This is a genomic window from Thioclava sp. F36-6, from assembly GCF_002020305.1.
GTDB lineage: Bacteria > Pseudomonadota > Alphaproteobacteria > Rhodobacterales > Rhodobacteraceae > Thioclava > Thioclava sediminum.
This window is the reverse complement of record NZ_MPZX01000001.1, coordinates 1,184,736-1,209,960: the sequence shown is the minus strand read 5'-3', so window position 1 is coordinate 1,209,960 and position 25,225 is coordinate 1,184,736. Positions and strand designations below refer to the sequence as shown.

Here is a 25,225-nt window from a genome sequence, read left to right as displayed (position 1 = left end):
TTGCAGGACAACCGTATGACCTTGTCGCAATGGCGCAGCCAGTGGACTGGCAACTACCGCGCTGACATTCTCTCCGGTCTCGTGGTGGCGCTCGCGCTGATCCCCGAGGCCATCGCTTTCTCGATCATCGCGGGCGTGGACCCGAAAGTGGGCCTCTACGCCTCCTTCATGATCGCCACGATCACCGCTTTCTTCGGTGGCCGCCCGGGCATGATCTCGGCCGCGACCGCCGCAACCGCCGTGCTGATGGGCACCCTGGTGCGCAGCTACGGGCTCGACTACCTGCTGGCCGCAACGGTGCTGGCGGGCGTGCTGCAGGTGATTGCCGGGGCGCTGAACCTCGGGACGGTGATGCGCTTCGTGTCGAAATCGGTGATGACTGGCTTCGTGAACGCGCTCGCCATCCTGATCTTCATGGCGCAATGGCCCGAGCTGAACCCGGCCAACGTACCGGTGGTGGCGACCTATGCGCTGGTGGCACTCGGCCTTGCGATCATCTACCTGCTGCCGCGCTTCTTCCGCGCGATCCCCTCGCCGCTAATCGCGATCCTCGTGCTCAGCGCGGTCTCGATGGGGCTGGGGCTCAACGATGTGCACACGGTGTCCGACATGGGCGCCCTGCCCGATCAGCTGCCCTCGCTCCTGATCCCCAACGTGCCGTTCACCTTCGAAACGCTGCAGATCATCCTGCCCTATTCGGTGGGCGTGGCGGTCGTCGGCCTCCTCGAGAGCCTGATGACGCAGAACATCGTCGACGAGATGACCGACACCCGCTCGGACCGTCGTCAGGAATGCTTCGGTCAGGGCATCGCCAACTTCTGCACCGGCTTCATCGGCGGCATGGCGGGCTGCGCGATGATCGGCCAGTCGGTGATCAACGTCACCTCGGGAGGCCGCACGCGCCTGTCGACCCTCACCGCGGGGATCGCGCTTTTGATCTTCTGCGTGGTGCTGGGCGAATGGGTGGGCCGCATCCCGATGCCCGCGCTGGTGGCGATCATGATCATGGTGTCGATCGGCACGTTCAGCTGGGCCTCGCTGGGTCAGCTGCGCACGATGCCGATGTCGTCCAACGTGGTGATGCTGGCCACCGTCGCCTTCGTCGTCGCCACCCATAACCTCGCGATCGGGGTGCTCGTGGGCGTGCTGCTGTCGGGTATCTTCTTCGCGGGCAAGATCGCGCGGATGACCGAGATCACCTCGCGCTACAACGAGGCGCATCATCTGCGGACCTATTACATCAAGGGCCAGATCTTCTTCGCGACCGTGGAAGAGTTCAACCGCGCCTTCGACTTCCAGGAGAAGCTCGACCGCGTGGTGATCGACCTGACCCATGCCCATATCTGGGACATTTCTTCGGTCTCGGCGCTCGACCGGGCGGTGGGCAAGTTCCGGATGTCCGGCACGGATGTGAAGGTCGTGGGTATGAACCACGCGACCGAGACGATCATCGACAAGCTGTCGAATGGTGGTCAGGTCGCGGCGGGGCACTGAGGCATTCGGAGGGGGCTCTGCCCCCGCTTGCTGCGCAAGCCCCCCGGGATATCTTCACCAATACGAAGAAGGGCGTGCCGGATGCGGTGCGCCCTTTTCTTTAGGCTTCCAGCTCGGTGTCCCAGTAGAGGAAGTCCATCCAGCTTTCATGCAGATAGCCTGGTGGGAAGCGACGGCCGATGCGCAGCATATCCTCGGGCTGAGGCTGGCGCGCGGGCTTGAGAAGATGCATCCCCGAGCGCTCCAGCGGCTTGTTGGCCTTGCGCAGGTTGCACGGCGCGCAGGCGGCCACGACATTCTCCCAGCTGGTGATTCCACCGCGCGAGCGCGGGATCACATGGTCGAAGGTCAGATCGCCCCGCTTGCCGCAATACTGGCACTTGAATTCGTCCCTCAGAAAAAGATTGAAGCGCGTGAAAGCCACGCGCTTCTGGGGTCGGACATATTCTTTGAGGACGACGACGGAGGGGATTTTGAAGGCCTGCCTCTGGCTGCGCACCACCTCTTCGTATTCGGCGAGGATCGTCACCCTGTCGAGGAAGACCGCCTTTATCGCCTCCTGCCAAGGCCATAGCGAGAGCGGGTAATAGGAAAGCGGCCGGAAATCGGCGTTGAGCACCAGTGCCGGGTGCTGTCTCAGCGCCGCCGGTTCGCGGGTGAATTGCGTTCGAAAATTCGTCCTGTCGCACTCGTCCAGCATGGGTGACTCCGTCCTCGCCCTGTCGCCTGCCTCGGCTCAGGGGCGGGGTCCGCCCCTGCCTTATCCATGACTATATATGGCGTTCGCGATCTGGCAAGCCTCTTGATCTCGCGATTGCTGCCATGCGGCATGGGTATCAAACAGCCATGACAGAGAAATGACGCTGCGCGAGCGTTTGGCAAGGTAGCAGGTGCCGCGGCGATCGGCGGCCGCGGGCATCTCAGCCCGGCAGTTTGTCTTGCAGGAAGGACAGCGCCACCGAGAGCCCGTCGGGCGCGATGCCGTGGCCGGTGCCCTTCATCACGTGGGCATAGGTATCGAACCCCGCCGAGACCAGCGCATCGCCCGCCTTGCCCATATCGGCGAAGGGCACGACCGGGTCCTGATCGCCATGGATCAGCAGAACCGGCGGCTTCGAGATCGCCTCATTGCCCAGGGCTTCCGGGCGCAGAAGACGGCCCGAGAAGGCCACCAGACCCGCGACGGGCTCGGCCCGGCGCGGCAGCACTTCGAGTGCGGTCATCGTGCCTTGCGAGAAGCCGATCACGGCGAGCTGCGCGGGCGTCAGCCCCTGCTCTTCCAGCACGGAATCGAGGAAGGCATCCACGTCGGCTGCCGCGTCCTTGAGACCTTGGGCGGACTCCACTTCGCTGGAATTGTCGATCCAGGGGATCGGGAACCATTGACGGCCGTAAGGCGCCGCGCGGCAGGGCTCGGGCGCATCGGGCGCGAGGAACAACGTGTCGGGCATGTGCTGACCCAGCGGATCGGCGAGGCCCAGCAGGTCCGCCCCGTCCGCGCCGTAGCCATGCAGGAAAACGACGGCGGATTTCACCACCCCCGATTGCGGCTCTTTGCGTCCGGCTTCCAGCTTGCGGGTCATGGGGCAACTCCTTCACGATCTTTACAGGCCGCGTAATAGGCCCAGAGGCCGCGCGCCGCAACCGCGCGCCACGGCGACCAGGCTGCCGATAGCTCATTGAATTGCTTGCGCTTGGGCCGCTCGGGCAAATCGAACAGGATCCGCGCTCCTTCGGCCAGCGCGAGATCGTCCACCGCGAAGACATCGGCGCGGCCCAGAGCGAAGATGAGATACATCTCCACCGTCCAGCGCCCGATGCCGGGGATCGGCAGAAGCTGGGCGACCACCTCTTCGTCGGGCATCGCGCGCAGACCCTCGAAATCGACGCCGGAATTCGAGAGCGCCTGCAGGTAGCGCACCTTCTGACGCGAGAGGCCACAGGCGCGCAGATCCTCTTCCGAGGCGCCCGCGATGGAGACCGGATCGCCATAGCCCGCGCCGATCACCTTGTTGCGGATCGAATTGGCGGCCGCGACCGAAACCTGCTGGCCGATGATCGCGTCGCGCAGCGCCTCGAACCCGTCCTCGCGGCGGCGTAGAGGCCACGGCCCCGTCAGCGCGCAAACCTCGGCAAAACGCGGCTCTGTGCGGCAGAGAAATTCGGTGCCCTCGGCGATATCGTCTTCGCAGGTAATGATACGTCCAACCATGCGCGACACCCTGCCTCATGCCGCGCCCGCTTGCCAGCCCCCAATCGCCACGCTAGCAAGCTGTCATGAGTGACATGACCGCCCCTCCCGCCTCTCGCGAAAAGCGCAATACGATCGTGCTGGTTCTGGCCCAGGCGCTTCTGGGCGCGCAGATGCCGATGATCTTCACGGTGGGCGGTCTTGCGGGCCAGATGCTCTCGCCCAATCCCTGCCTCGCGACGCTGCCCCTGTCGCTGATCATTCTGGGCTCGGTCCTCTCGGCGCAGCCGATGTCGGAATTCATGGCCGCGAAAGGCCGCCGCGCGGGCTTCATCCTCGCCAATGCGATGGGGGCGCTGGGGGCGGCGACCGCGGCCTATGCGCTCTATCATGGGTCATTTGCGCTGTTCATGCTGGGGTCGTTCTTCACCGGCACCTATATGTCGGCGCAGGGGTTTTACCGGTTCGCGGCGACCGATACCGCCAGCACGGAGTTCCAGCCCAAGGCGATCTCCTATGTGATGGCGGGCGGGCTTGTGGCCGCGATCATCGGCCCACAGCTGGTGAAACTCACGAGCGAGGCGATGGTCGTGCCATTCATGGCGACGTACCTCGCGATCATCGGGATCAATGCGCTCGGGCCGATCCTGTTCTCCTTCCTCGACATCCCGGCTCCGGGGCGGCGCAAGAAGCACGAACATCACGAGGGCCGCACCCGGCGCGAGCTGCTGAAAGACCCGGTGATCCTCGTGGCGATGATCTGCGCCATGGTCTCCTATGCGCTGATGAACCTCGTGATGACCTCGACGCCGCTTGCGGTCGTGGGCTGCGGGTTCGAGCAGGCAGACGCGGCCAATATCGTCTCGGCTCACGTGCTGGCGATGTATTTGCCGAGCTTCTTCACCGGCCACCTGATCGCGCGCTTCGGCAAAGAAGTCATCGTGGGCACCGGGCTCGTCATTCTGGCCGCGGCGGGTGCAATGGCGCTGAGCGGCGTCGATCTCGCACAGTTTTATGCCACGCTCATCCTTCTCGGTCTCGGCTGGAACTTCGGCTTCATCGGCGCGACCTCGATGCTCGCCTCCGCCCATAGCCCCGAAGAGCGCGGCCATGTGCAGGGGATGAACGATTTCGTGGTCTTCGGTGGCGTCTTCCTCGCCTCGCTCGCCTCGGGCGGGCTGATGAACTGCACCCAGAGCGGCAATGCACAAGCGGGCTGGCAGGCGGTCAATCTCGCGATGATCCCCTTCCTGACGCTGGCGGGCGCCGCGCTGATCTGGCTGGTGCTGCGCCCGAAAGAGACCCGCTAAAGGGGGCGCCGCGCGCCCCTTCGGCTTGGCGAAAATATCCCGGGGTGGGAATTCGCGACAGCGAAGGGAGGGGCAGCGCCCCTCCGACAACGTCTCAATTCAGGGTAAGGCTCAGGCCAGCTTGGCGATGCGCTCTTCGAGCACGTCGAAGGGCACGCCCGGTTCGTCCTTGGCGCAGCGGATCACCAGCGAGGTCTTCACGCTGGCCACGTTCTCGGCAGCAGTGAGTTGGCCGGTCAGGAAGCTCTGGAAGCTCGATAGGTCCGGCGCCACGCATTTCAGCACGAAATCGATCTCGCCATTGAGCATGTGGCACTCGCGTACGAGCGGCCATTCGCGACAGCGCGACTCGAAGTTCGACAGATCCGCTTCGGCCTGGCTGTGCAGGCGCACCATCGCGAAGACCTGCACTTCGAAACCCAGCTCGCGCGGGTTCACGTCAGCATGGTAGCCGCGGATGTAGCCCGCCTCCTCGAGCGTGCGCACACGGCGCAGGCAGGGCGGGGCCGAAATGCCCACACGCTTGGCCAGTTCGACATTCGTCATCCGCCCGTCCGCCTGCAGTTCGGCAAGGATTTTGCGGTCGATGTCGTCGAGCCGGGAGGTGGGCATGTTGAAATAATCCTTCGTGGGTTGCGGCAGAACTTACCGCTGGAAGAGAGGATGCGCAATAATATTTCGCGGACTGCTCCGCAAGTGCTATTTGTCGCGGAAAGCGGGGGCTTTTCGGCGGGCCTCGCTCCGACTATATCCGTCGGGCAGAATTCCAAGGAGGCAGGCATGTCCGAGACGAAGAAAACCAAGGTTCTGATCATCGGCTCCGGCCCTGCGGGCTACACGGCGGCGGTCTACGCGTCGCGTGCGATGCTCGAGCCGGTTCTGGTGCAAGGCATGCAGCCGGGCGGCCAGCTGACCATCACCACCGAGGTCGAGAACTGGCCCGGCGAGAGCGAGATTCAGGGCCCCGACCTGATGGTGAAGATGGAAGAGCATGCCCGCGCGATGGGCACCGAGATCATCATGGACATGATCACCGAGCTCGACACTTCGAAGCGCCCATTCGTCGCGAAAGGCGATTCGGGCACGACCTACGAGGCCGCGGCGGTGATCCTCGCCACCGGGGCGCAGGCGAAATGGCTGGGGCTCCCCTCGGAAGAGAAGTTCAAGGGCTTCGGCGTCTCGGCCTGCGCGACCTGTGACGGGTTCTTCTATCGCGGCAAGGAAGTCGTGGTGATCGGCGGCGGCAACACCGCCGTGGAAGAGGCGCTGTTTCTGACCAATTTCGCCTCCAAGGTGACACTGATCCACCGCCGCGACACGCTGCGCTCGGAGAAGATCCTGCAGGATCGCCTGTTCAAGAACCCCAAGATCGAAGTGGAGTGGAATCACACGGTCGAGGAAATCCTCGGCGACGAAAATCCGCTCGGCGTGACCGGTGTGCGGGTGAAATCCACCGCCGACGGGTCCGAGAAGGTCATCCCCTGCGACGGGTTCTTCGTGGCGATCGGGCACGCGCCCTCGTCCGAACTCGTGAAGGACAGCCTGAAGATGCAATCGGGCGGCTATGTCTGGGTGGAGCCGGGTTCGACCCGCACCTCGCAGCCGGGCATTTTCGCGGCGGGCGATCTGACCGATCACACCTATCGTCAGGCGGTCACCTCCGCCGGCATGGGCTGCATGGCCGCGCTCGACGCCGAGAAGTTCCTCGCCGAGCAGGGCGAAGCTGAGTGATCCCCTTCCACGGCACGGTCTGGCGGATCCTCTCAGCCGACCGTGCCGAGGAGGCTTGCGAACCGGCCCGCCATCCGGAGGGCCGGTTTCATTATTCCGGACAGGTGGCGCTCTATGCCTCACTGAGTGCCGAAGGGGCTGCCGTGGCGCTCCGGCGCTATGTGCAGGCCGGTGACCCGCCGCGGATGATCGTGCCGCTGGAGATCATGACAGAGGCGATGGACGACCTGCGTGGCACGCCCGATCAGGCGGCGGCGTCTGTGGTCTGGCAGGATGGGAGAGCGAGCGGCGCGCCCTCGCCCACTTGGCGCTTCTCAGATCGGGCGCGCGAAGGTGGCGTGCAGGGGCTGCTCTACGCCTCGCGCTCACGCCCCGATCTGAGCCATCTGGTGCTCTTCGAGGTCTCGTCCACAACAGTGCGGCAGGCGGGCCCTGCGCAACCGTGGCACCCGCCCTACCCGATCCCGTCTGCGTGAGACGTCATTGCACCGTCGCGCGCCCCCTCTAGGGTAAAGTCAAACAGGAGGAGGCCGCTCATGCGCTGGCGCGGGGTCAATCACGTCGAATTTTCAGTGCTCGACTATGACAAGTCGATCGCCCTCTACGATGCGATGTTCGGATGGCTTGGATATAAGAGCTTCTGGACGCTCGATATCGGCTATCGCTCGACCTATTACATGGCGCGCTTCCCGATGCCGCATTCCTATATCGGCATTCAGCCTGCGCGCTCGGGCGAGAAACTGGACCACGAGGCGCGCGCCGTGGGCATCCATCACATTGCGCTCTGGGCGAAGTCACGCGCCGAGGTGGATGCGTTTCACCGCAATTTCTTGATCCCTCGCGGGCTGTCGGTGACGGAGGCCCCGCAGGAATATCCCGTTTATGCGCCGGGCTATTACGCGGTGTTCTTCGACGATCCGATCAACGGCATTCACTGGGAACTGGCGCATATCCCGCGCATTCCGGGCCTTGGTGCGATCCGCAGGTTCCGCGCGGCCTTGAGAGCCGCGCAGAAAGAGCATCCGGAATGGGACGGCCCGCCCGAGAAAATCGCGTTTCGCGACCTGCCCGGGCGGCGCTGATCCTCGGCGCTGATTACGCCAGATGACCGAGGAAGGCGTCGATTTCCTCGGGCGTCGTGGCCCAGGAACAGACCAGTCGCGCGGCCAGAAGCTCGTCCTCGGGCCCTTCCAGCGACTGGTCGAACGGCCAGAGGTAGTAATAGGCCCCCGCTGCATTCGCACGCTTATGCGCCCCGCGCGGCAGGGCGGCGAAGACCGCGTTGGCCTGCGTCGGGTGGATCAGTTTCGCGCCCTCGATCTGGCCGATGCCTTCCGAGAGTTTGCGTGCCATTTCATTGGCATGGCGCGCGGTCTTCAACCACAGATCATCGGCCAGGTAGGCCTGCATCTGAGCCCCCAGGAAGCGGTGTTTCGAGAAGAGATGGCCGCCGCGCTTGCGGCGCAGCTCGAATTCCCAGGCGCGTTTGGGATCGAAGATCACCACCGCCTCGACGCCCATGCAGCCGTTCTTCGTGCCGCCGAAGCTGAGCACGTCGACGCCCGCCTTCCACGTCATCTCCGCCGGGGTGCAGCCCGCGGACACCAGCGCATTGGCGAAGCGCGCGCCGTCCATATGCACGGGCAGATGGAAGCGGCGGGCGACATCGCTCAGCGCTTTCACGTCCTCGGGCGAATAGACCGCGCCTGCCTCGGTCGAGTTCGTGATCGAGACCATGCCGCGCTGCACGTTATGGATGCCACCCCGCCCGGTATGGGCGATGGTGCGCGCGAGCGCGTCGGGGTCCATCTTGGCATCCGGCCCGTCGACCAGAACCAGCTTCGAGCCGCCGGTGTAGAATTCTGGCGCGCCGCATTCGTCTTCCTCGATATGGGCGTTGCGATGGCAGAAGATCGCGCCCCAGGGCTGGGTCAGCACTGCGCAGGAGAGCGCATTGGCCGCCGTCCCGGTCGCGACGAGATAGACGCGCGCCTCGGGGGCCTCGAAAATCTCGCGGATCTTCGCCTGCACGCCTTCGGTGATCGGGTCGTCGCCATAGGAATGCACATGCCCCTCATTCGCGGCCATCAGGCCCTCGAGAATGGCGGGATGGGCACCGGACGTGTTGTCGGAGGCAAAATTCATGAGAGATCCTCGATCGTGTATTCGTCCCACTCGTCTTCGGGCACTTCGAATTCGGGCACGGTCCAGCCGCGCACGCTTTCCCCGGCCTCGTGGACCGTCTCGCGCGAGCCCGAGATCAGGTAGTGCCAGTCGTGGAGCGGCTTGTCTTCGAAGCGCAGCCGATAGGCGCAGGTCGCAGGCATCCAATAGGCGATCTTGTGGATCGTCTTCGGGCTGAGCGTGACGCATTCTGGGACGAACTGGTGGCGAATGTCATATTGCGTGCAGCTGCAGCTCTCGCCATCGAGAAGCCTGCAGGCGACGCGGGTGAAGACGACCTCGCCCGTATCCTCGTATTCGAGCTTGTTCAGGCAGCATTTGCCGCAGCCATCGCACAGCGCCTCCCATTCGGGGGCGGTGAGCTTTTTCAGCGGCAGTTTCCAGAACTCGGGGCGCAGTTTGGTCATGGCGCGGAAAATGGGGCAGCGGCGGGGAAATGGAAAGGGCAGATCGGCGGATCGTGAGCGGATCTGCGATTTGGACATGGCGGGACGGGCTGCGCCCGACCTCGGGTGGGCGTTCGCGCGTTCGGTGGTCTGCGGTTTATGGTCTCGTTGCCGAGCGACCTCGATGCGCGCGTGGCGGGCACAAAAGCGCCCTCCCGGGGGGAGGTCGGGCGCTGCCCGGGCTGGTCGCCCGGGCGGGAGCTGAATTCGGCGTTCGGCCCTCAGCGCTCGGCCAGTATCTCCCGCGCGCGGGCGCAATCGGCATCCATCTGCGCGACCAGCGCCTCCACCCCGTCGAACTTCATCTCGGGGCGCAGGAATTCGACCAGCGCGACCGAGACATGCTCGTCGTAGAGATCGCCTTTGAAATCGAAGACGAAGGTTTCGAGGTTCGGGGTGTTCTCGCCGAACATCGGGCGCACGCCGAGGCTCGCCGCCCCGGTATAGCTGCCCTTATGCGGCCCGGTCAGCACGTCGAACTTTACCGCATAGACGCCGAGCTTGGGCAGATGCAGCCCGGCCATCGACATATTCGCGGTCGGATAGCCCAGATCGCGGCCGCGCTTGTCGCCATGCAGCACCGCGCCCTCGATCCGGTGCAGGTGGCCCAGCATAGCGGCGGCATCTTCGGGGCGGCCTTCGGCCAATGCGGTGCGGATCGCGGTCGAGGACGCCTCCACCCCCTCGACATGCAGAAGCGGTGCGACGGTGACCTCGAAGCCGTATTTCGCGCCGAGCTCCGTCAGCATGGCCGTGTCGCCCTCGCGCCCCTTACCGAAGCGGAAATCACCGCCCACGGCGACGTGGGTCACGCCCAGACCTTCGGCGAGCACTTCGCGCGCGAAAGCGTCGGCGCTCATATCGGCCAGCTCTTCGTTGAAGGGCAGCTCATAGAGCCGCTCGACCCCGAGCTTGGCGAGCCGGTTGGCCCGCGCCTCGGGGTTCATCAGCCGGAACGGCGGCAGGGTCTTGCCTGCCCGGGCTGCGAAGAATTCGCGGGGATGCGGCTCGAAGGTGATGACGCCCAGCGGCGCATCTTTCCCGCGCGCCTGATCGATCACCGATTGATGGCCGAGATGGATGCCGTCGAAATTGCCCATCGCGACGGAGGCCCCGCGCGCGGATTTCTCCAGCGATTTCCAAGTGGTCAAGCGTTTCATCCACCCCGCCCTCCGGCGAGGTCGCCGGGTCAGTCGAACTTGCGCGAGGGCGCCAGAACCAGCGCCTCGCCTTTCACGACCACCGTATCGCCCACCGCGCAGTGGGTTTCAAGCGTGACACGGCGACGCGAATGGTCGATCGCCGTCACCTTCACCTCGGCATAGACCACATCGCCGGGACGCACGGGGGCCATGAATTTCAGCGACTGGCCCAGATAGACCGTGCCATGACCGGGAAGCTGCTCGCCGATCACCGCCGAGATCAGGCCCGCGGTCAGCATGCCATGCGCGATTCGACCCTCGAAAATGGTGTCTTGCGCATAGGCATCGTCCAGATGGACCGGGTTATGGTCGGTGGAGACCTCCGCGAACATCTCGATGTCGCGGTCGGTGACCTCCTTGCGGAGGTAGCGCACCATGCCGATTTCCAGATCTTCGATGCAGATCGTGCCACGGGGCAGGTTGTCGAGCATATCCATAGGTCCCAGCCGGAAGTTCATGTTGCACTGCGGCATAGCACATGCGGCAGAGCACAGGCAAGATGCCTGCGCAACTTTTTTACCCTACCGCGACAAAAGGCGCAACAAAGTTACCGCATGGATTTTACGCTCCGCTCAGGTCAGCTGACCCATCGTGTAGAGCGGGTCGCGCTGGCGCGCCTCCAGCCAGGTGCGCAGCAATTCGGGATTGGGGTTCTGCGGATCGGCCCCGAACTGGTCATGCGCCAGCCCGCTGGAGATGAAGAGGCAATCGATCCCCTCCCCCGCAGCGCCGGCCACATCGGTATTGATCCCGTCGCCGATGGCGAGGATGCGCGCATCCTCCGCGCCGCCCAGACGGCTCAGCTTGCGCCGCGCGAGATCGTAGATCGGCGGATGGGGCTTGCCGAAATACATCGCCTCCCCGCCCATTTCCTCATAAAGCGCAGCCAGCGCGCCGGCGCAGTAGATGCGCTTGTCGCCCAGATCGACGACGATATCGGGGTTCGCGCAAAGCATCGGCAGCTCGCGCATCTTCGCGAGCAGGAACTTCGGGCGGTAATCCTCGGGGACTTCGTTCACCTCGTCGAAGGGGCCGGTGCAGACGATGCCCTCGGCCTCGTCGAAATCGACACGGGTGATCTCGGCCTGCCCCTGCCATTCTTCCGGCACTTCGGCGAAGAACCCGTCATCCTTGGACGGGCCCAGATGCCAGACCTTCTTGCCCACGGCGCCCGCAAACATCGCATCCTGCGCGGCATCGCCGGAGGAGACGACGAGGTCATAGGCGTCGCGCGGGCAGCCCAGCTTGTCGAGCGACTCCATCACGAATTTCGCGGGCCGCGGAGCATTGGTCAGAAGCACGACCTTGCCGCCCTTCGCACGATAGGCCTGCAGCGCCTCGACGGCCGCGGGAAACGCCTTAACCCCGTTATGCAGACAGCCCCAGAGGTCGCAAAACAGCGCGTCATAGGGGGCGGAAATCTCGGACAGCGAAGAGATGATGCGGGTCATGGCGGCCTTTCGTCAGCAGGGTTTGGCGCGGTCAGAGCCCCCGCAGGCGGGGGCCGCGCGCTTACCGAAGCTATATGGCACGGGCGTGACCGAAGGCAAAGCGGTCGGCCGCTCAGTCCTCCTCCGTCGCAGCCCCGTAGCCGTAGCCATAGGCATAGCCGTATTCGGGGGCGGCGAAGCGGAATTTGTTGACCACGACGCCCATCACATTGGTGCGTTCGGCCAGCTCGCGCTCGCAGATATCGATTTCCTGAATCGTGGTCTCTTCGGTCGCGGCGATCATCAGCACGCAATCGACATGGGCGGCGAGCGAGAGCGTATCGTCGCTGACCAGCACCGGCGCGGTGTCGAAGATCATCAGGTCGGGGGCGTAGATCGTCTCGATCCGCTCCAGCGCCTCCGCGGCGCGGCGCGACTGGATCAACTCGGCCGGGGTCTCCACCGGCTTGCTATTCGCTCCAATGGCGAGGTTGCCGCCCAGCCGCAACGCGTGATCGGCAAACTCGGCCGTGCCTGCGAGCACTTCGGAGATCTGCGGGCCGCGCGGCGCGTCGAGCAGCTTCAACAGCGAGGGTTTGCGGAAATCGGCCTCTATCAGCAGCGTGTGACGCTCTTGCTGTCGCGCAAGGCTCAGCGCGAGATTGAGCGCGACGGTCGATTTCCCGCAGCCCGCGGAGGGCGAGGTGATCGCCAGCCGCCGCCAGCCATTGGCGCGCATCTGCTGCACGATCTTGGTGCGCATGAGGTCGATCGGGGCGCTCTCGGCGCTGCTATCGGGGCTGACGATGCGCTTGCCGCGCAGCCGCCCTAAATTCGGGGCGATCGGCGTCAGAGCCTGCCACGCGCCCGCCGTGATACCGTCGCTGCCGGGGGCGACCTGCGCCCGGACCGAAGGCTCGGAGGTCGCACGGCCCGTGCGGGCAGCGCGGGCCTTGGCAATCGCGTCTCGCAATCTCTCCGCCATCTCTCGCCTCCTTGCCTCAGAACAGCCGGTCGAGCGGCATGTAGAACGCGCCGAACAGCACCACGACCGCAACGAAAGCCGCACCGACCATCGAGCCGGAGACCAGCACCTTGCGGCGACGGCGGCGCGCGTCTTCGGGCGTGCTCAGATAGGGCAGCGTCGCGAAGGCCGAGATCCCCAGATGGCGCTGCAGGTCCTCGGGGCGACGGATGCCGGTGCTGAGCAATTCGCGCAGCGCAATCGCCACGAGACCAAGCAACAGCCCCACCCCGACGCCTGCCAGCGCGAGCGTCTTGCGATTGGGCTTTACCGGCTCTCCCGGCGCGACCGCCTGATCGATCACGGTCAGCTTCTCGCCCTTGGCCAGCGACTCGATCGTATCGCCCGTCTCGGCCACGGCGCGCGCTTTCACGGCGCTGTCGTATTGATCGGCGAGATTGTCGTGATCGCGGCGCAGCGCCTCGAGCGCCGATGCGTTGGCGGGCACTTTCGCAATCGCCTCGCGGAGTTGCGCGATTTTCAGATCGGCGGCATCCCCGGCGGCTTGCGCCACGAAAAGCGTATCGGTCAATTCGCGCAGACGGCCCTCGAAGGCGGAGTTGGCTTTCGGCAGCGGCAGCGCCACCTGCTGCGCCAATTCCTGAATCTGCGCGCCCAGCGCCGCGAGGCGGGCGTCATCGGCGGGCAGTAGCGGTTTGAGCGCGTCTCGCTGCGCCTCGAGCCGGGACAGTTCGCGCGCGGAGGGCGGATAGATCGCGTCGCGGTCTACCACACGCCCCGCCGCTTCACGCAGCCGCACCAGCCGGTCGATCTCCGTCTCGGTCTCGTTCACATGCGCAAGACGGCTCTCCGCACCCGCCTGCACAGCGGCGAGACGGTCGCGCAGCAGCGGCAATTCCTCGGGCAGCGCGTCGCCGTTCTCCTGCCTGAACTGCAACATCGCGCTGGAGGATTTCGCCAGTTCGCCTTCCAGCCGATCCACCTCGCGCGAGAAGAAATCAAGCGTATCGCGGGCGGCCTTGGTGCGGATGTCGCTGTCTTCCTTGAGGATACGCGTCACCAGTTCGTTCGCGACCCGCGCGGCGCGCGCCGGGGCCCCGGCGCGGAAGGACACCGTCATGAAGGTCGCGTCTTTCGGGGCGGAGCGCGACTTGCTCTGCTCGGAGATCTCGATCTCGACCGAGTTCTGCAGCGCCTCGAAAACCGCATCGGCATTGCGCGCGCCGGACTCGGTGCGCAGGTCGGGAAACAGTGCCATACGCCGCGCCATGTCGAGCAGGCTTTCGCGCGAGAGAACCCGCTTGCGGATCACCTGCAGCTTGGCATTGGTGTCGGTGCGCACGGTCGAGGCCGCGAGGCCGTCCGGGATGCGGTCCCCTTCGACCACAAGAAGCGCCTTGGCCTCGTAGATCGGCGTGATCATCCGCCCCGCCGCCAGACCGACAAGCGCGCCCAGCAACACCGCCAGCAAAAGCCAGTGGATCCGCCGAGCGAACAAAGCAGCGTAGAAGCGGAGCTCCCGCATCAGCGCCCTCCCCTGTGGAGGAAGGCGGGCGCGGCCTCAGCGGATGCTGCAGCGGTTGGCGCGGGGGCGATCACGCGCGGCTTGGCGCGCTGGGTCTCGACCGGCAGATAGAAGACGTTGTCCTCGATCACCCTGTCGATGATCTCGCCGGTGACGATCTCCGCACGCGCCGAATAGGCGTAGACCATCCCCAGATCGGCCAGCTGGTTCATCAGCCGCGGAAGGCCACCGCAATGGGCGTGCAGTTTCTGCGCGGCTTCGGGGGTGAAGATCTCGCGCGTCGCCCCCGCGACCTGAAGGCGATGGGCGATATAGGGCTGCGCGCAATCGGCGGGCATCGGCCCGAGATGGAAGCCGGAAGACACACGCTGCGCGAACTGGCGCAGCTCTGGCCGTGCGATCAGGTCGCGCAGTTCCGGCTGCCCCATCAGGATCAGCTGCACCAGCTCGTCCTTGTCGGCGTTTATATTGGTGATCATGCGCAGCTCTTCGAGCACGCCCGTATCGAGGTTCTGCGCTTCGTCGATCACCACCACCACGCGCCGCCCGGCAGCATATTCCTGGATCAGAAGCTGCTGGAAGCGGTCATAGATCAGGACGTAATCCTCGCCCGCCTCCACCCGCTGGCCGAGCGAGAGCATGATCCAACGGATCACGTCATCGCGCGAGCCGCGCGCGTTCGACACGAGCGCGATGGTCACATCCTCGGAAATCGTCGCCATCAGGTGACGCAGCAGCGTCGTCTTGCCCGCCCCCACCTCGCCAGTGATCAGCGTGATCGGCGCGCGCGAGAACAGCCCGTATTCGAGCATCGTCGCCGCGTGCTTGTGCTCTGGAGACCAGAACAGGAAATCGGGATCGGGCAGCAACGAAAAGGGACGCTCTGCCAACCCGAAGAATTCGGTGTAGATTTCGTTCATGCCTGTACCGGGCCTTTGGCCTCTGGGATTTGTTTGCGCCAGTAAGCTGCATCTCCCCACCTTACGCAAGAATTCGTGAGCAATTCGCGAGTGGCTGAGGCGAAACTGTCGCAAAAACGCGTCTATTCCTAGGAAAACTGGCTATTTAGACAGGGGGGCGCTGTTCAAATCTCTTTATAGATGACGTCGGAGCAGCTAGCCTTACTGCCAAGCGCCAGTCAGAGCGCAGTAGCAGAGCAGGCAAGACAGATGCCCCGATACCAGTATGCGCGCGCGAGCTTTTTCGCGCTTTGCGCGGCACTCGCATTGAGCGGCTGCAAGAGTGACGCAGACAAGGCCGAAGCCCATTACCAATCGGCCCAGACCCTTCTGGCCGAGGGCGATCCCGTCCGCGCGATGGTCGAGCTGCGCAACGTCTTCGAATATGACGGCACCCATAAGGCCGCACGGCGCGCCTATGCCGATCTGCTGCTGGCGCAGGGACGTCTGCAGGAAGCCTTCAGCCAATATCTGCGTCTGCTCGAACAGTATCCCGAGACGGTCGAGGTGCATCGCATCCTTGCGGAGCTTTCGCTGCGCACGGGCAACCTGCCGCGCGCGCAAAAGCAGGTCGACGCGGTGCAGGAACTCGCGCCCGACGATCCCGGCGCGCAGGCGGTGCAGTTGGCGCTCGACCTGCGAGAGGCCAGCCTGTCGCGCGACACGGGCCGCCAGTCCGAAATCGCGGCGCAGGCCAAGGCGCTGACCGCGGCGCATCCCGAGATCCTGACCGGCTGGCATGTGCTGATCGACGCGCGCAACGCCCAAGGCGACGACGCCGCGACGCTGGCCGCGCTCGATGCGGCGCTGACCCGCGATCCTGCGCAATACCGGCTGCAGGTTCTCAAGCTGGAACTGATCTCGAAGCGCGGCGCGAACGCGGAGATCGGCGCGCAGCTCGAAGGGATGCAGGGGCTGTTCCCCGAAGACCCGAAAACGCGCACGGCGCTCATCGCGTGGTATGTGCTGCGCGACGATCCGGCGGGGGCGGCGCGCTTCCTACGCAAGCTCGCGACAGATCGAGACCAGCAGACGGGCGGCTATCTGGAACTCGTGCGCTTTCTGGCCCGCGCGAAAGGCGCCGAGGCCGCGCGGGCCGAACTCGACTCGCTCATCACGCAGTCGAAGGGCCAGTCGAATGAGGCGATCTTTACCGCGATGCGGGCCGATCTGGATTTTCAGGCCGGAGACCGGGCGGCCGCTTTGACGCGGATGCAGGCGCTGATCGAAAGCCAACCGGACAGCGAGGAAATGCGCCAGCTGCGCAGCGCTTACGCCCGGATGCTCGACCATGACGGGCAGCGCGATAAGGCGAAAACCGAGATCGCGGCCATCCTGAAGACCGATCCGACCAACGTCCCTGCCCTGCAGCAGCGCGCGGCGTGGCGGTTCGAGGAGGATCGCCTCGATCTGGCGATCACCGATCTGCGCAGCGCGCTGCAGCAGGCCCCCGAAAACCCGCAGACCCTGACCCTGCTGGGCGAGGCCGACCTGCGCGAGGGTGCGCCCGATCTGGCGATGGGCCGCTTCAGCCAGGCCTATGATGCGGCGGGGCGCGCCGCGCCCGAGGCGATCCGCTATGTCGATTTCCTCTTCGCGCATGACCGCGCCAGCGCCGCGCGGACGGTTCTGGCCGAGGCCGTGGCGGTCACGCCCAACAGCCCCGGGCTGCTCAAGCGGCAGGCCGATCTGGCGCTGGCCGATCGCGACTGGATGCTCGCCCATCGCATTGCCGACCGGCTCGACACATCGTCGGCCCCGGGCACGGAGGCGCTGGCGCAGTCGATCCGCGCCGCGATCCTGATGGGGCGCGGCCGCAGCGAGAGCGCGATCGAGACCCTGAAAACCCTGGTGCAGATGCCCGCGACCGGCGAAGACGGCGTCACCACGGCCCCTGCGGTCTCGGCGGCGGCGGTCTCGGCCGTGGTGCAGGCGCAATTGGCCTCCGGACGGGGCGGCGAGGCGCGCGCCTATCTTGAGGCGCAACTGACCCAGCAGCCCGACAATCGCGGCCTGCGGCTGCTGGAGGCCAACCTTTGTGCGATTCAGGGCGACACCGATCGGGCCGAGACCGGGCTGCGCACTCTGATGTACGAAGACCCGGCCGATCCGCGCCCGGCCCGCCAGCTCTATCGCCTGCTTGCGGCCCAAGGGCGCGAGGGCGTTGCGCTTGCGGTGATCCAGACCGCGCTGGAAAAGGCACCGCAGGCCGATCCGCTGCTGCTGCTCTACCGGGCGCGCTCGGAGGAGAAATCGGGCCGGTTCGACGCGGCGATCGCGACCTATGACGATCTCTACACCCGCGACAGCGGCGATCTGATCGTAGCGAATAACCTCGCGAGCCTGCTGAGCACCCATCGCGACGATCGGCCCAGCCTCGAGCGCGCGGCGCAGATCGCGAAACGCTTCCGAGAGCGGCCCGAACCCGCCTTCAAGGACACCTATGGCTGGGCGGAATACCGGCTGGGCAATTACGGGGCGGCGCGCCCCCTTCTCGCCGCTGCCGCCGCCGGATTGCCGGAGAACGCACTCGCGCAATATCACTACGCCGCCGTGCTGATCGCGCTGGAAGAAAACGATCTGGCCGAAGCCGCCCTGCGCAATGCGCTACGTCTGGCCGGTGAGCCTTTGCCGCCCGCGATGCAAGGCGCGCAGGCGCAGCTTGCGGCGCTGACCGGAGAGGGCTCGTCGGGCAACACCCCGCGCCCGGCCCCGGCCCAGCGCTGATTTTGTCTTTGGATCAAAGCTCTCGCAGGGTAAGCTCATGTTAAGCGCCGCGTCAGACGGCCTATGAGCGAGCAGTCGAGATGATCACCACGAGCCCCCCTCTGCGCGAGGTGCGTGCCCTGCCATGGGGCACGCTCGGCCTGCTGACGCTGGCCGTCCTTTCCTATCCGTTCTTCGCGCTGGGGCTCGCGAGCCTCGGGGCCGCATGGTCCACGCCGGAATACAGCCACGGGCCGCTGATCCCGCTGATTTCACTTTATCTTTTCGCGCGCGAATTGCATCACGCACCGCTCACGCTGGAGGCCCGCCCGCAGCGCTGGCAAGGCGTCGCGGTGATCGCAGTGGCGCTCGCCCTCGCCGTTTTCGGCAGCCGCGCACAGATCGCCGATCTCGTGACCTATGCGCTGATCGTCTGGATGATGGGCGCGGTGCTCTTGAGCATGGGCTGGCAGGCGGGCAAACGCCATTGGAAGCCGGTGCTGCATCTGATCTTCATGCTGCCGCTGCCGCAGATCCTCTACTGGAAGCTCACCATCGCCCTGCAGCTCGTCTCGTCGGAGCTGGGCGTGATGCTGGTGCGCGCCGCCGACATCCCCGTGCATCTGAGCGGCAATGTGATCGACCTCGGCGTCTACAAGCTGCAGGTGGCCGATGCCTGTTCGGGGCTGCGTTATCTCTTCCCGATCCTCAGCTTCTCCTACCTGTTCGGCATCCTCTATCGCGGACCGTTCTGGCATAAGGCGGTGCTTTTCGCGATGGCCGCGCCGCTGACGGTGCTTCTGAATTCTCTGCGCATCGGCATGGTCGCGATCCTTGTCGACGCCTACGGGATCGAACAGGCCGAGGGCTTCCTGCATGTCTTCGAGGGCTGGGTGATCTTCGGGGCGGCGATTGCGATCCTAAGCCTCACCGCGATCGGGCTGCAGCGGCTGGTGGCCGAGCCGAAACCGCTCTCCGAGGCGCTCGACCTCGATTATCGCCGTTTCGCGCCGGAAGCGCGCCGCTTGCGCAACCTCGCACCGTCGCGCGATCTGGGGCTGGCGGTCATCCTGACGGGGGTCGCGCTGGCGCTCTGGTCGGGCCTGCCGCAGATGACGACGCTCCCGCCGGAGCGCGCGCCGCTGTCGTCCTTCCCGACGCAGATCGATGGCTGGCAGGGCACGCGCCGCCCGCTGGAGCCAGCGACCGAGCAAGTCCTAGCAGCGAGCGATTATCTCAACGCGGTTTATACCGATCCCGCTCAGGACGCGCCGGTGAACCTGTTTGTCGCCTGGTATGCCGATCAGAGCCAAGGCGACGGCATCCATTCTCCCGAGGTTTGCCTGCCGGTCGGCGGCTGGGAGGTCAGCGCCTTCCGCCCGCATCGCATCGCCCTGCCCGACCGCGCGCCCTTCGAGGTCAACCGCGCGATCATCACCAAGGGGCTCAACCGGCAACTGGTCTACTACTGGTTCGACGGGCGCGGCCGCGCGATGACGAGCGACTGGCGCGCGAAGCTGTCGGTGATCGTGGACGGGATCACGCGCGGGCGGACCGACGGCGCGCTGGTGCGCTATGTCACGCCGATCCGCCGCGACGAGGAAGTGCGCGCTGCCGACCGGCGGCTCACGCGGTTCATCGGGCAATCCCTGCCCCGGCTGAGCGCCTCGATTCCGGATTGAGCGGGCTTACGAGCCCAGCGCGACGGTCCCACCCCAGCAGCCCGGGATCGCGTTGCGCGTATCGAACACAAGCGGACAGGTTTCCACGGCTTTGATCGCACGATCCACGCGCGCATCGGCCATCGCGGGCGTCAGCCCGATCGCAAGCGCATGGGCCACCGGATCGTAGAGCGCACGGCCTGACAGATCAGCGGTCGCATGAGGCGTGGCTTCGCGCAGATCACCCGCGAAGGCAGAGCTGGCGACACCGGTCACAACCAGTGCGGTAAACGCCACCGCCGATGTCCTCCAATGCGCCATACAAGTTCCAAGCTGAATGCTTAACGATATAGGGCGAACCATCTCGCTGTCCGCCCCTTGAGTTTGTGGCGCAAATGGGGCGGCGCGCAACTGGAATCTTGGCGAAAATTGAGCGAAAAGAACTATTTATAAGAAACAATTCCGCTCGATCTGCAGGCTTTATTTCCCCATCTTGGAGAATATCCGATCATAGGCCGCAAGGAGCTGTCGGGCCGAGAAATCCCAGGACAGCGCATCGAGCACCCGCGCCCGGCCCAGCCGCCCCATCGAACGCGCGCGTTCGGGCGCCTCGATCAGCGCCGCGATCCGGGCGGCGAAGTCCTTCGGATCATTGGCGCGGGCATAAAGCGCGGCCTCGCCCGCAGAGGCCCGCCCTTCGGTCAGTTCGAACTGCACCAAGGGCTTCTCGAGCGTCATGTATTCCATGACCTTGTTCATCGTGGAGATGTCGTTCATCGCGTTTTTCGGATCGGGTGCCACGCCAATATCGATCACGTTCATCGCCGCCAGCATATCCTTGCCGTAGAGCGGGCCGGTGAAGGTGAAATACTCGCTCAGGCCCCGGGCCGCGACGTCGGCCTCCACGGTCGGCAGTTCGGGCCCGAAGCCCACGATCACCACATGCAGATCGCTGTAGCCGAGCTTGCGCACCAGATGCTCGACCGCCTGAACCAGCAGGTCCATCCCCTCCTGCTGCCCGATCACGCCGATATAGCCGAGCACAGTCTTCGCGCCCTTGCGATAGGCGGGATCGCCGGGCCCGGGCAGGAAGGTCTCGACGCGCGGGGCGGAGCGGACGACGAAGACATCCTCGGGTGCCATGCCGCCGCGGGTGATCGCGATCTTGCGGAAGCTCTCGTTCGTGGCCATCGACACCGAGGCGCTGGCGAAGGTGATCCGCTCCCAGATGCGCATCACGCCCCAGAGGAGCCCCTTCTTGCCGAACTTGGCCTCGAACAGCTCCGGGCAGACGTCGTGATGGTCGAACATGTAGCGCACACCCGAAAGGCGATAGCGCCAGGCCAGAAGCCAGATCAGATCGGGCGGGTTGCAGCCCTGGATCACGTCGAAGCCGCGCTCGCGCTTCACCCGTTTCGCCAACCGGAACCACGCCTTGATCGCATGCCAATATTCGCGCGCATAAGCCACCGCGCCGGAATGGGCTTCGGGCGGTGCGGGGTGGCGGTAGATATGGATGCCCTCGATCTCTTCATAGGCCGCGTCCCAGCCGCGCCCCATCGGACAGATCACCGAGACCTCGTAGCCCGCCGCGCGCAATGTCGTGGCCTCCAGCCAGACCCTGCGATCCAGCGGCACCGGCAGGTTCTCCACCACGATCAGAATGCGTCTCGCCATGCCCCTTACGACCCGCCCTTGCCACGGGGGCGGTTTGCCGCCCATTTTTATGTGAGCCCCTTTCGCTCACGTCTTACGACGGTTATGTCGCAGCCACGCGTTGGTTTCCACCCCGCATAACTCCGGATTTCCCCATATGTTGCGCTCTCTACTCTCCCGTCTCAAACCAGAGACCGCTCCCTCCTCGGCACCCAATGGTCTGCCTCGTCCGGAGGCGCCGATCTGCGTGATCGGGGACCTTCACGGCCGCGCCGATCTCTTGGGCAAGATGTTCGAGCGGATCGGGCAGGAACCGGAAGGCGCAAAGGCCCGCATCATCACGCTGGGCGACATGATCGACCGCGGCCCGAATTCGGCGCGGGTGCTGGCGACGCTTCATGCCGCGCAGCTTGCCAATCCCTCGCGGATGATCTGCCTGATGGGCAATCACGAGCGGATGATGCTCGACTTCCTGCTGTCGCCCGATGCGCGCACCGCCGGCTGGCTGCGCGTGGGCGGATTGCAGACGCTGCAGAGCTACGGCATCGCGGCGCCCGATCCGCGCGAGACGGATCCGGAGGTGCTGGACGCGCTGCGCATGGATCTCGCCCGTGCGCTGGGGCCGGACCTGTTGGCTTGGCTCGATGCGCGCCCCGCGATGTGGCGCGAGGGTCGCTTCGCCGCGACCCATGCCGGGGCCGACCCCTATCACCCGATGGAACGCCAAAGCCGCGATGCGCTGCTCTGGGGCCATCCCCGGTTCGGGCAGATGACCCGGCGCGACGGGGTCTGGATCGCCTTCGGTCATTGGGTCGTGGAACAACCGGTCGCCGATCAGGGCCGCATCGCGGTCGATACCGGCGCCTATGAGACCGGGCTCCTGAGCGCGGCCTGGCTCGACAAGGGCGGGCTGCGCTTCCTGCAAGTCGAAGGCTGAAAGACGATGGGCGCCCCCCGAAGGGAGCGCCCGTTGGCAGGTTACAAGCCGTCTCTCTCTCGCAACCGGTGTTGGAATTACTTGCCCGTCTGGCGCAGCACCACGGCGACGGTCATCACGCAGAGCCACAGATCGTTCAGCAGCGACAGCCGCGCATAATAGCGTTCGTCGAAGCGCACGCGATCCACGAAGGCGGTGGTCGAACGCCCGGCGACCTGCCACAGCCCGGTGATGCCGGGGCGCATCTTGTAATAAGCCAGGCCCATCGCGCCTTTGTAGCTGGCTTCCTGATCGAGCATGAAGGGGCGCGGCCCCACGAGGCTCATCGTCCCGAACAGCACGTTGAAGAACTGCGGCAGCTCGTCGAGGCTGGTGCGTCGCAGGAAGCGGCCGATGCGGGTGATGCGCGGATCGTCGTCGAGCTTCTGGTTCACCGACCATTCCAGCGCGAGCGCGGGGTTCTCGTTGCACAGACGCACGAGCTGCGCCTCGGCATCGACATGCATGGTGCGCAGCTTGTAGCAGCGGAAGCGCTTGCCGCCCTGCCCGACGCGGATCTGCGAATAGAAGGCAGGACCACCGTCGGCGCGCACCGCCAGCGCCAGAAGCGCGATCAGCGGCAGCAGAACCGGAAGGATCGCGAGCACGGCGAGAATGTCGAACAGACGCTTGCCCATGCCCTCGTAGCGCAGAATACGCGACCGCGCCTGGGTGGCACCCGTTACACTTGCAAGCTCGAAATTGGTCGAGAGATCCGACATTTTCGCCCCTATTACCCTACCTCAGAGTGCGAACCTTCGAGCCCGCTTTTCTTTAACCCGGTTTTCATCTTTGATTCGTCCATAATTGTGACGAAAGCCGACAATTGTTGCGGCTCGGGGCTATAAAGAGATCACGAAAAAAAATCACAAGTCGTTGATCACTGTTATTTATCTTGTTGTTTTTTATGTCACATTTTTTCCGAACTGCGGAAATCCGCAGGCTCGCGGCACTCGCGCATAAGGCGATTAGCGCCAAAACTTCCCTAAGGTCACTTTTCGTTAAAAGGTTATGAAACCGGACGCCCGCGCAGACCCGCCGAGACGGCGGATTGTCCGCGACCCTCTTGATCCCGCGGCGCAACTGCCCATATCGGCTGGGAAGATGTTATGGAGATTAACATGACCCGAGACGATGCCCGCGCCCTCTATATCGAGCAGCGCGTCGCGAATGAGAAGAAGTCCGCCCTTCTGGGCTATGTGCTGTGGTTCATGCTGCCGATGCTTGGCGTGCACCGGATGTATATGGGGCGCGTCTTCTCCGGCGTGGTGATGCTGGCGCTGACCGGGATCGGCACGCTCCTGTCGCCCATCCTGATCGGCTTCATCCCGCTTGGCCTCGCGGGGCTGTGGTGGCTGATCGACGCGCTTCTGATCCCCGGCATGGTCTCGCAGGATATGGCCGAGACGCGCTGGCGGCTGATGCAGGAAGCTTAATCCGCCTGCCGGATCGGGTGCTCGGCCAAGGCCTGCGCCTGATCCGGGCTCAGGCTTTCGGGCCGCACCACTTGGGTGTGGATCGAGAAGATCACGGCGTTCGTGCGCGGCAGCCGGAACAGGCACTGCCGCTCCACCCGTAAATAAGGGGCGTCGGCGGGCGCGTGAGCGAATTCGTATTCCGAGCGCGGATCATGCAGATGTGCCGCCGAACGCGAGGCAGTCCCCCGCATCAGCCCCCTGCCCTCACGCACACCATCGAGCAATCGCTGCACCCGTTTGCCGAGATCGTCGGTGTAGATCTCAATCGGTTCGTGAATGCGCATCATCGGGCGCATGAATTTCTCGCGCAGCGTCCAGCCCGAGGGAAAACACAGCACGCCGCCGGTCAGAACATGCTCGGCATGACCGAACGCGGCCTCATCGGCTTCCATCAGGCAGAGATCGCATTGCAGCAGCCGCCCGAGCGTGGCGAGCGGGTCCGTGCGATCCAGCGCGACCACCGCCCCATCGGGCCGCGTGACCGTCTCCGCGCTGCAGGCAAATCCCAGCGCCGGAAGCATCGGCAGCACCAGATCGTAGAGCTCTTCCGCCGCAGGTCGTCCGTGATCCGACAGGCCCAGCACCAGATCGCACGCCTCCCCTATCAGCCGGTCGCGCAAACCCATCTGCGCGGCATAGGCGTCGTCGACCTCCAGCCAATCCTCATATGAAACCGGGATCACACCCGGCAGCCGCCGCGTACGCGGGTCGGCCCAGGGCGCGAAGCTCAGGCGGTTTTGCAGGATCGGTGTGGCGACAAGGTCTTTCATCCTCGCAGATTGCCGCGCGCTCCCGCCCGCGACAAGAGCGTCCGCGTCAGGGCTGCCCCGCGCTGCGCACATAGTCCGAGATCATCTCGTAATCCTTGCGCGGTCCCTGCACCCGCCAGATTGCCCGCCAGCGGGGCCACGCGTCGAAGTCATAGCTCACCCGGTAATCGTCGGGGTCGCACCAATGGCTCGCGGCCGGGCTCAGCGGATCGAAACTGTGAAAGGGGCGCCCATCCTCGAAGGCCACGGCGATCTGCCCGCCCTCGGCCCGCCAGAAATAGCTGCGCTCGGCGTGAAAGCTCTGACCGCCCGGCATCACCAGCTCGCCGCTCTCGCGATAATGCAGCCCGACCCCTTCGGATGCGAAGCAGGCATGACCGTCAAAACGGGCTTTATTGCCGTCGCTATGCAGGATTTGGCGCGTCAGCACCCAGTTCCCCTCGAAATCCGACAGCTGCGGCATTGGCTCTCCCTTGCCCCAAAGGCAGGTGCAGTCTAACAAGCGCGCAACCACACGCAAT

The 25,225-nt window shown here is 65.1% G+C and carries 26 protein-coding genes; 9 read left to right on the top strand and 17 right to left on the bottom strand.

Going from position 1 to position 25,225, the window contains the following annotated elements; genetic code table 11:
- Positions 1-15: 15 nt before the first annotated feature.
- A complete protein-coding gene (locus BMI88_RS05570; protein WP_078546703.1) occupies positions 16-1,494 on the top strand; it encodes a SulP family inorganic anion transporter in 1,479 nt (492 codons plus the stop codon).
- Between the two features lie 100 nt (positions 1,495-1,594).
- Here BMI88_RS05570 and BMI88_RS05565 read toward each other — a convergent pair whose 3' ends face one another.
- The 3 genes from BMI88_RS05565 to BMI88_RS05555 form a co-directional block, all read right to left on the bottom strand.
- Entirely contained in the window at positions 1,595-2,194 is a 600-nt protein-coding gene (locus BMI88_RS05565) for an HNH endonuclease (protein WP_078519371.1), read from the bottom strand.
- Positions 2,195-2,414: 220 nt separating this feature from the next.
- A complete protein-coding gene (locus BMI88_RS05560) occupies positions 2,415-3,077 on the bottom strand; it encodes an alpha/beta fold hydrolase (RefSeq protein WP_078546701.1) in 663 nt (220 codons plus the stop codon).
- Positions 3,074-3,706 carry a DNA-3-methyladenine glycosylase gene (locus tag BMI88_RS05555; RefSeq protein ID WP_078546699.1) on the bottom strand — a complete coding sequence of 211 codons (633 nt, stop codon included), beginning with the start codon at positions 3,704-3,706 and terminating at the stop codon, positions 3,074-3,076. Before BMI88_RS05555 ends, BMI88_RS05560 begins: the two co-directional genes overlap by 4 nt.
- Positions 3,707-3,771: 65 nt before the next feature.
- Here BMI88_RS05555 and BMI88_RS05550 point away from each other — a divergent pair, with 65 nt between their 5' ends.
- Entirely contained in the window at positions 3,772-4,995 is a 1,224-nt protein-coding gene (locus BMI88_RS05550) for an MFS transporter (RefSeq protein WP_246831825.1), read from the top strand.
- Between the two features lie 111 nt (positions 4,996-5,106).
- On the opposite strand, the gene BMI88_RS05545 is transcribed toward BMI88_RS05550, so the two are convergent.
- Positions 5,107-5,607 (bottom strand): Lrp/AsnC family transcriptional regulator, encoded by a 501-nt coding sequence (locus BMI88_RS05545; protein ID WP_078519374.1) that lies wholly within the window; start codon positions 5,605-5,607, stop codon positions 5,107-5,109.
- A gap of 168 nt (positions 5,608-5,775) precedes the next feature.
- On the opposite strand from BMI88_RS05545, the gene trxB reads away from it, so the two are divergent.
- The 3 genes from trxB to BMI88_RS05530 are packed head-to-tail and all read left to right on the top strand — an operon-like array spanning position 5,776 to position 7,808.
- A complete protein-coding gene (trxB, locus tag BMI88_RS05540; RefSeq protein ID WP_078519375.1) occupies positions 5,776-6,726 on the top strand; it encodes a thioredoxin-disulfide reductase in 951 nt (316 codons plus the stop codon).
- Positions 6,723-7,202: an RES family NAD+ phosphorylase gene (locus BMI88_RS05535; RefSeq protein WP_078546697.1), complete on the top strand. Its 480-nt coding sequence runs from the start codon at positions 6,723-6,725 to the stop codon at positions 7,200-7,202. The genes trxB and BMI88_RS05535 overlap by 4 nt, the downstream gene beginning before the upstream one ends.
- A 60-nt stretch (positions 7,203-7,262) precedes the next feature.
- Entirely contained in the window at positions 7,263-7,808 is a 546-nt protein-coding gene (locus BMI88_RS05530; protein ID WP_078546695.1) for a VOC family protein, read from the top strand.
- A 13-nt stretch (positions 7,809-7,821) separates the two neighbouring features.
- Here BMI88_RS05530 and BMI88_RS05525 read toward each other — a convergent pair whose 3' ends face one another.
- The 8 genes from BMI88_RS05525 to BMI88_RS05490 form a co-directional block, all read right to left on the bottom strand.
- Positions 7,822-8,871: a low specificity L-threonine aldolase gene (locus BMI88_RS05525; protein WP_078546692.1), complete on the bottom strand. Its 1,050-nt coding sequence runs from the start codon at positions 8,869-8,871 to the stop codon at positions 7,822-7,824.
- A complete protein-coding gene (locus BMI88_RS05520) occupies positions 8,868-9,317 on the bottom strand; it encodes a YcgN family cysteine cluster protein (RefSeq protein WP_075774736.1) in 450 nt (149 codons plus the stop codon). Before BMI88_RS05520 ends, BMI88_RS05525 begins: the two co-directional genes overlap by 4 nt.
- Before the next feature lie 260 nt (positions 9,318-9,577).
- Positions 9,578-10,516, bottom strand: coding sequence for a bifunctional riboflavin kinase/FAD synthetase (locus tag BMI88_RS05515; RefSeq protein WP_078539488.1), 939 nt, complete (start codon positions 10,514-10,516; stop codon positions 9,578-9,580).
- Positions 10,517-10,545: 29 nt separating this feature from the next.
- Complete coding sequence (locus BMI88_RS05510; protein ID WP_075774735.1) at positions 10,546-10,989, bottom strand: MaoC family dehydratase; 444 nt, start codon at positions 10,987-10,989, stop codon at positions 10,546-10,548.
- Between the two features lie 141 nt (positions 10,990-11,130).
- The gene (locus BMI88_RS05505) at positions 11,131-12,009 is read right to left on the bottom strand and encodes a TIGR01459 family HAD-type hydrolase (protein ID WP_078546690.1); all 879 of its coding nucleotides are present in this window, start codon (positions 12,007-12,009) and stop codon (positions 11,131-11,133) included.
- Between the two features lie 112 nt (positions 12,010-12,121).
- Entirely contained in the window at positions 12,122-12,973 is an 852-nt protein-coding gene (locus BMI88_RS05500) for a CpsD/CapB family tyrosine-protein kinase (RefSeq protein WP_078546688.1), read from the bottom strand.
- A gap of 16 nt (positions 12,974-12,989) precedes the next feature.
- Positions 12,990-14,498, bottom strand: coding sequence for a hypothetical protein (locus BMI88_RS05495; RefSeq protein WP_078546686.1), 1,509 nt, complete (start codon positions 14,496-14,498; stop codon positions 12,990-12,992).
- The gene (locus tag BMI88_RS05490; protein WP_078546684.1) at positions 14,498-15,418 is read right to left on the bottom strand and encodes an AAA family ATPase; all 921 of its coding nucleotides are present in this window, start codon (positions 15,416-15,418) and stop codon (positions 14,498-14,500) included. The genes BMI88_RS05495 and BMI88_RS05490 overlap by 1 nt, the downstream gene beginning before the upstream one ends.
- Before the next feature lie 249 nt (positions 15,419-15,667).
- Here BMI88_RS05490 and BMI88_RS05485 point away from each other — a divergent pair, with 249 nt between their 5' ends.
- The gene (locus BMI88_RS05485; RefSeq protein ID WP_168173947.1) at positions 15,668-18,184 is read left to right on the top strand and encodes a tetratricopeptide repeat protein; all 2,517 of its coding nucleotides are present in this window, start codon (positions 15,668-15,670) and stop codon (positions 18,182-18,184) included.
- A gap of 80 nt (positions 18,185-18,264) precedes the next feature.
- Complete coding sequence (gene xrtD / locus BMI88_RS05480) at positions 18,265-19,845, top strand: VPLPA-CTERM-specific exosortase XrtD (RefSeq protein ID WP_078546680.1); 1,581 nt, start codon at positions 18,265-18,267, stop codon at positions 19,843-19,845.
- Positions 19,846-19,851: 6 nt separating this feature from the next.
- On the opposite strand, the gene BMI88_RS05475 is transcribed toward xrtD, so the two are convergent.
- Together BMI88_RS05475 and BMI88_RS05470 are read right to left on the bottom strand one after the other, a co-directional pair.
- Positions 19,852-20,121, bottom strand: coding sequence for a hypothetical protein (locus BMI88_RS05475; RefSeq protein ID WP_078546678.1), 270 nt, complete (start codon positions 20,119-20,121; stop codon positions 19,852-19,854).
- Between the two features lie 183 nt (positions 20,122-20,304).
- Positions 20,305-21,501, bottom strand: a complete 1,197-nt coding sequence (locus BMI88_RS05470; protein ID WP_078546675.1) for a glycosyltransferase family 4 protein — start codon at positions 21,499-21,501, stop codon at positions 20,305-20,307.
- Between the two features lie 226 nt (positions 21,502-21,727).
- Here BMI88_RS05470 and BMI88_RS05465 point away from each other — a divergent pair, with 226 nt between their 5' ends.
- Positions 21,728-22,417: a metallophosphoesterase gene (locus BMI88_RS05465; RefSeq protein WP_246831824.1), complete on the top strand. Its 690-nt coding sequence runs from the start codon at positions 21,728-21,730 to the stop codon at positions 22,415-22,417.
- 77 nt (positions 22,418-22,494) lie between these two features.
- Here the strand turns inward: BMI88_RS05465 and BMI88_RS05460 are convergent, their stop codons facing one another.
- The gene (locus BMI88_RS05460; protein ID WP_246831823.1) at positions 22,495-23,178 is read right to left on the bottom strand and encodes a sugar transferase; all 684 of its coding nucleotides are present in this window, start codon (positions 23,176-23,178) and stop codon (positions 22,495-22,497) included.
- A gap of 399 nt (positions 23,179-23,577) precedes the next feature.
- Between BMI88_RS05460 and BMI88_RS05455 the strand changes: the two genes are divergently transcribed.
- Positions 23,578-23,892 (top strand): TM2 domain-containing protein, encoded by a 315-nt coding sequence (locus BMI88_RS05455; protein WP_075774515.1) that lies wholly within the window; start codon positions 23,578-23,580, stop codon positions 23,890-23,892.
- On the opposite strand, the gene BMI88_RS05450 is transcribed toward BMI88_RS05455, so the two are convergent.
- Positions 23,889-24,704, bottom strand: coding sequence for a DUF3445 domain-containing protein (locus BMI88_RS05450; RefSeq protein ID WP_078546671.1), 816 nt, complete (start codon positions 24,702-24,704; stop codon positions 23,889-23,891). The two genes, BMI88_RS05455 and BMI88_RS05450, sit on opposite strands and share 4 nt — an antisense overlap.
- A 46-nt stretch (positions 24,705-24,750) precedes the next feature.
- Positions 24,751-25,167: a DUF6314 family protein gene (locus tag BMI88_RS05445; protein ID WP_078546669.1), complete on the bottom strand. Its 417-nt coding sequence runs from the start codon at positions 25,165-25,167 to the stop codon at positions 24,751-24,753.
- Between the last annotated feature and the right edge of the window lie 58 nt (positions 25,168-25,225).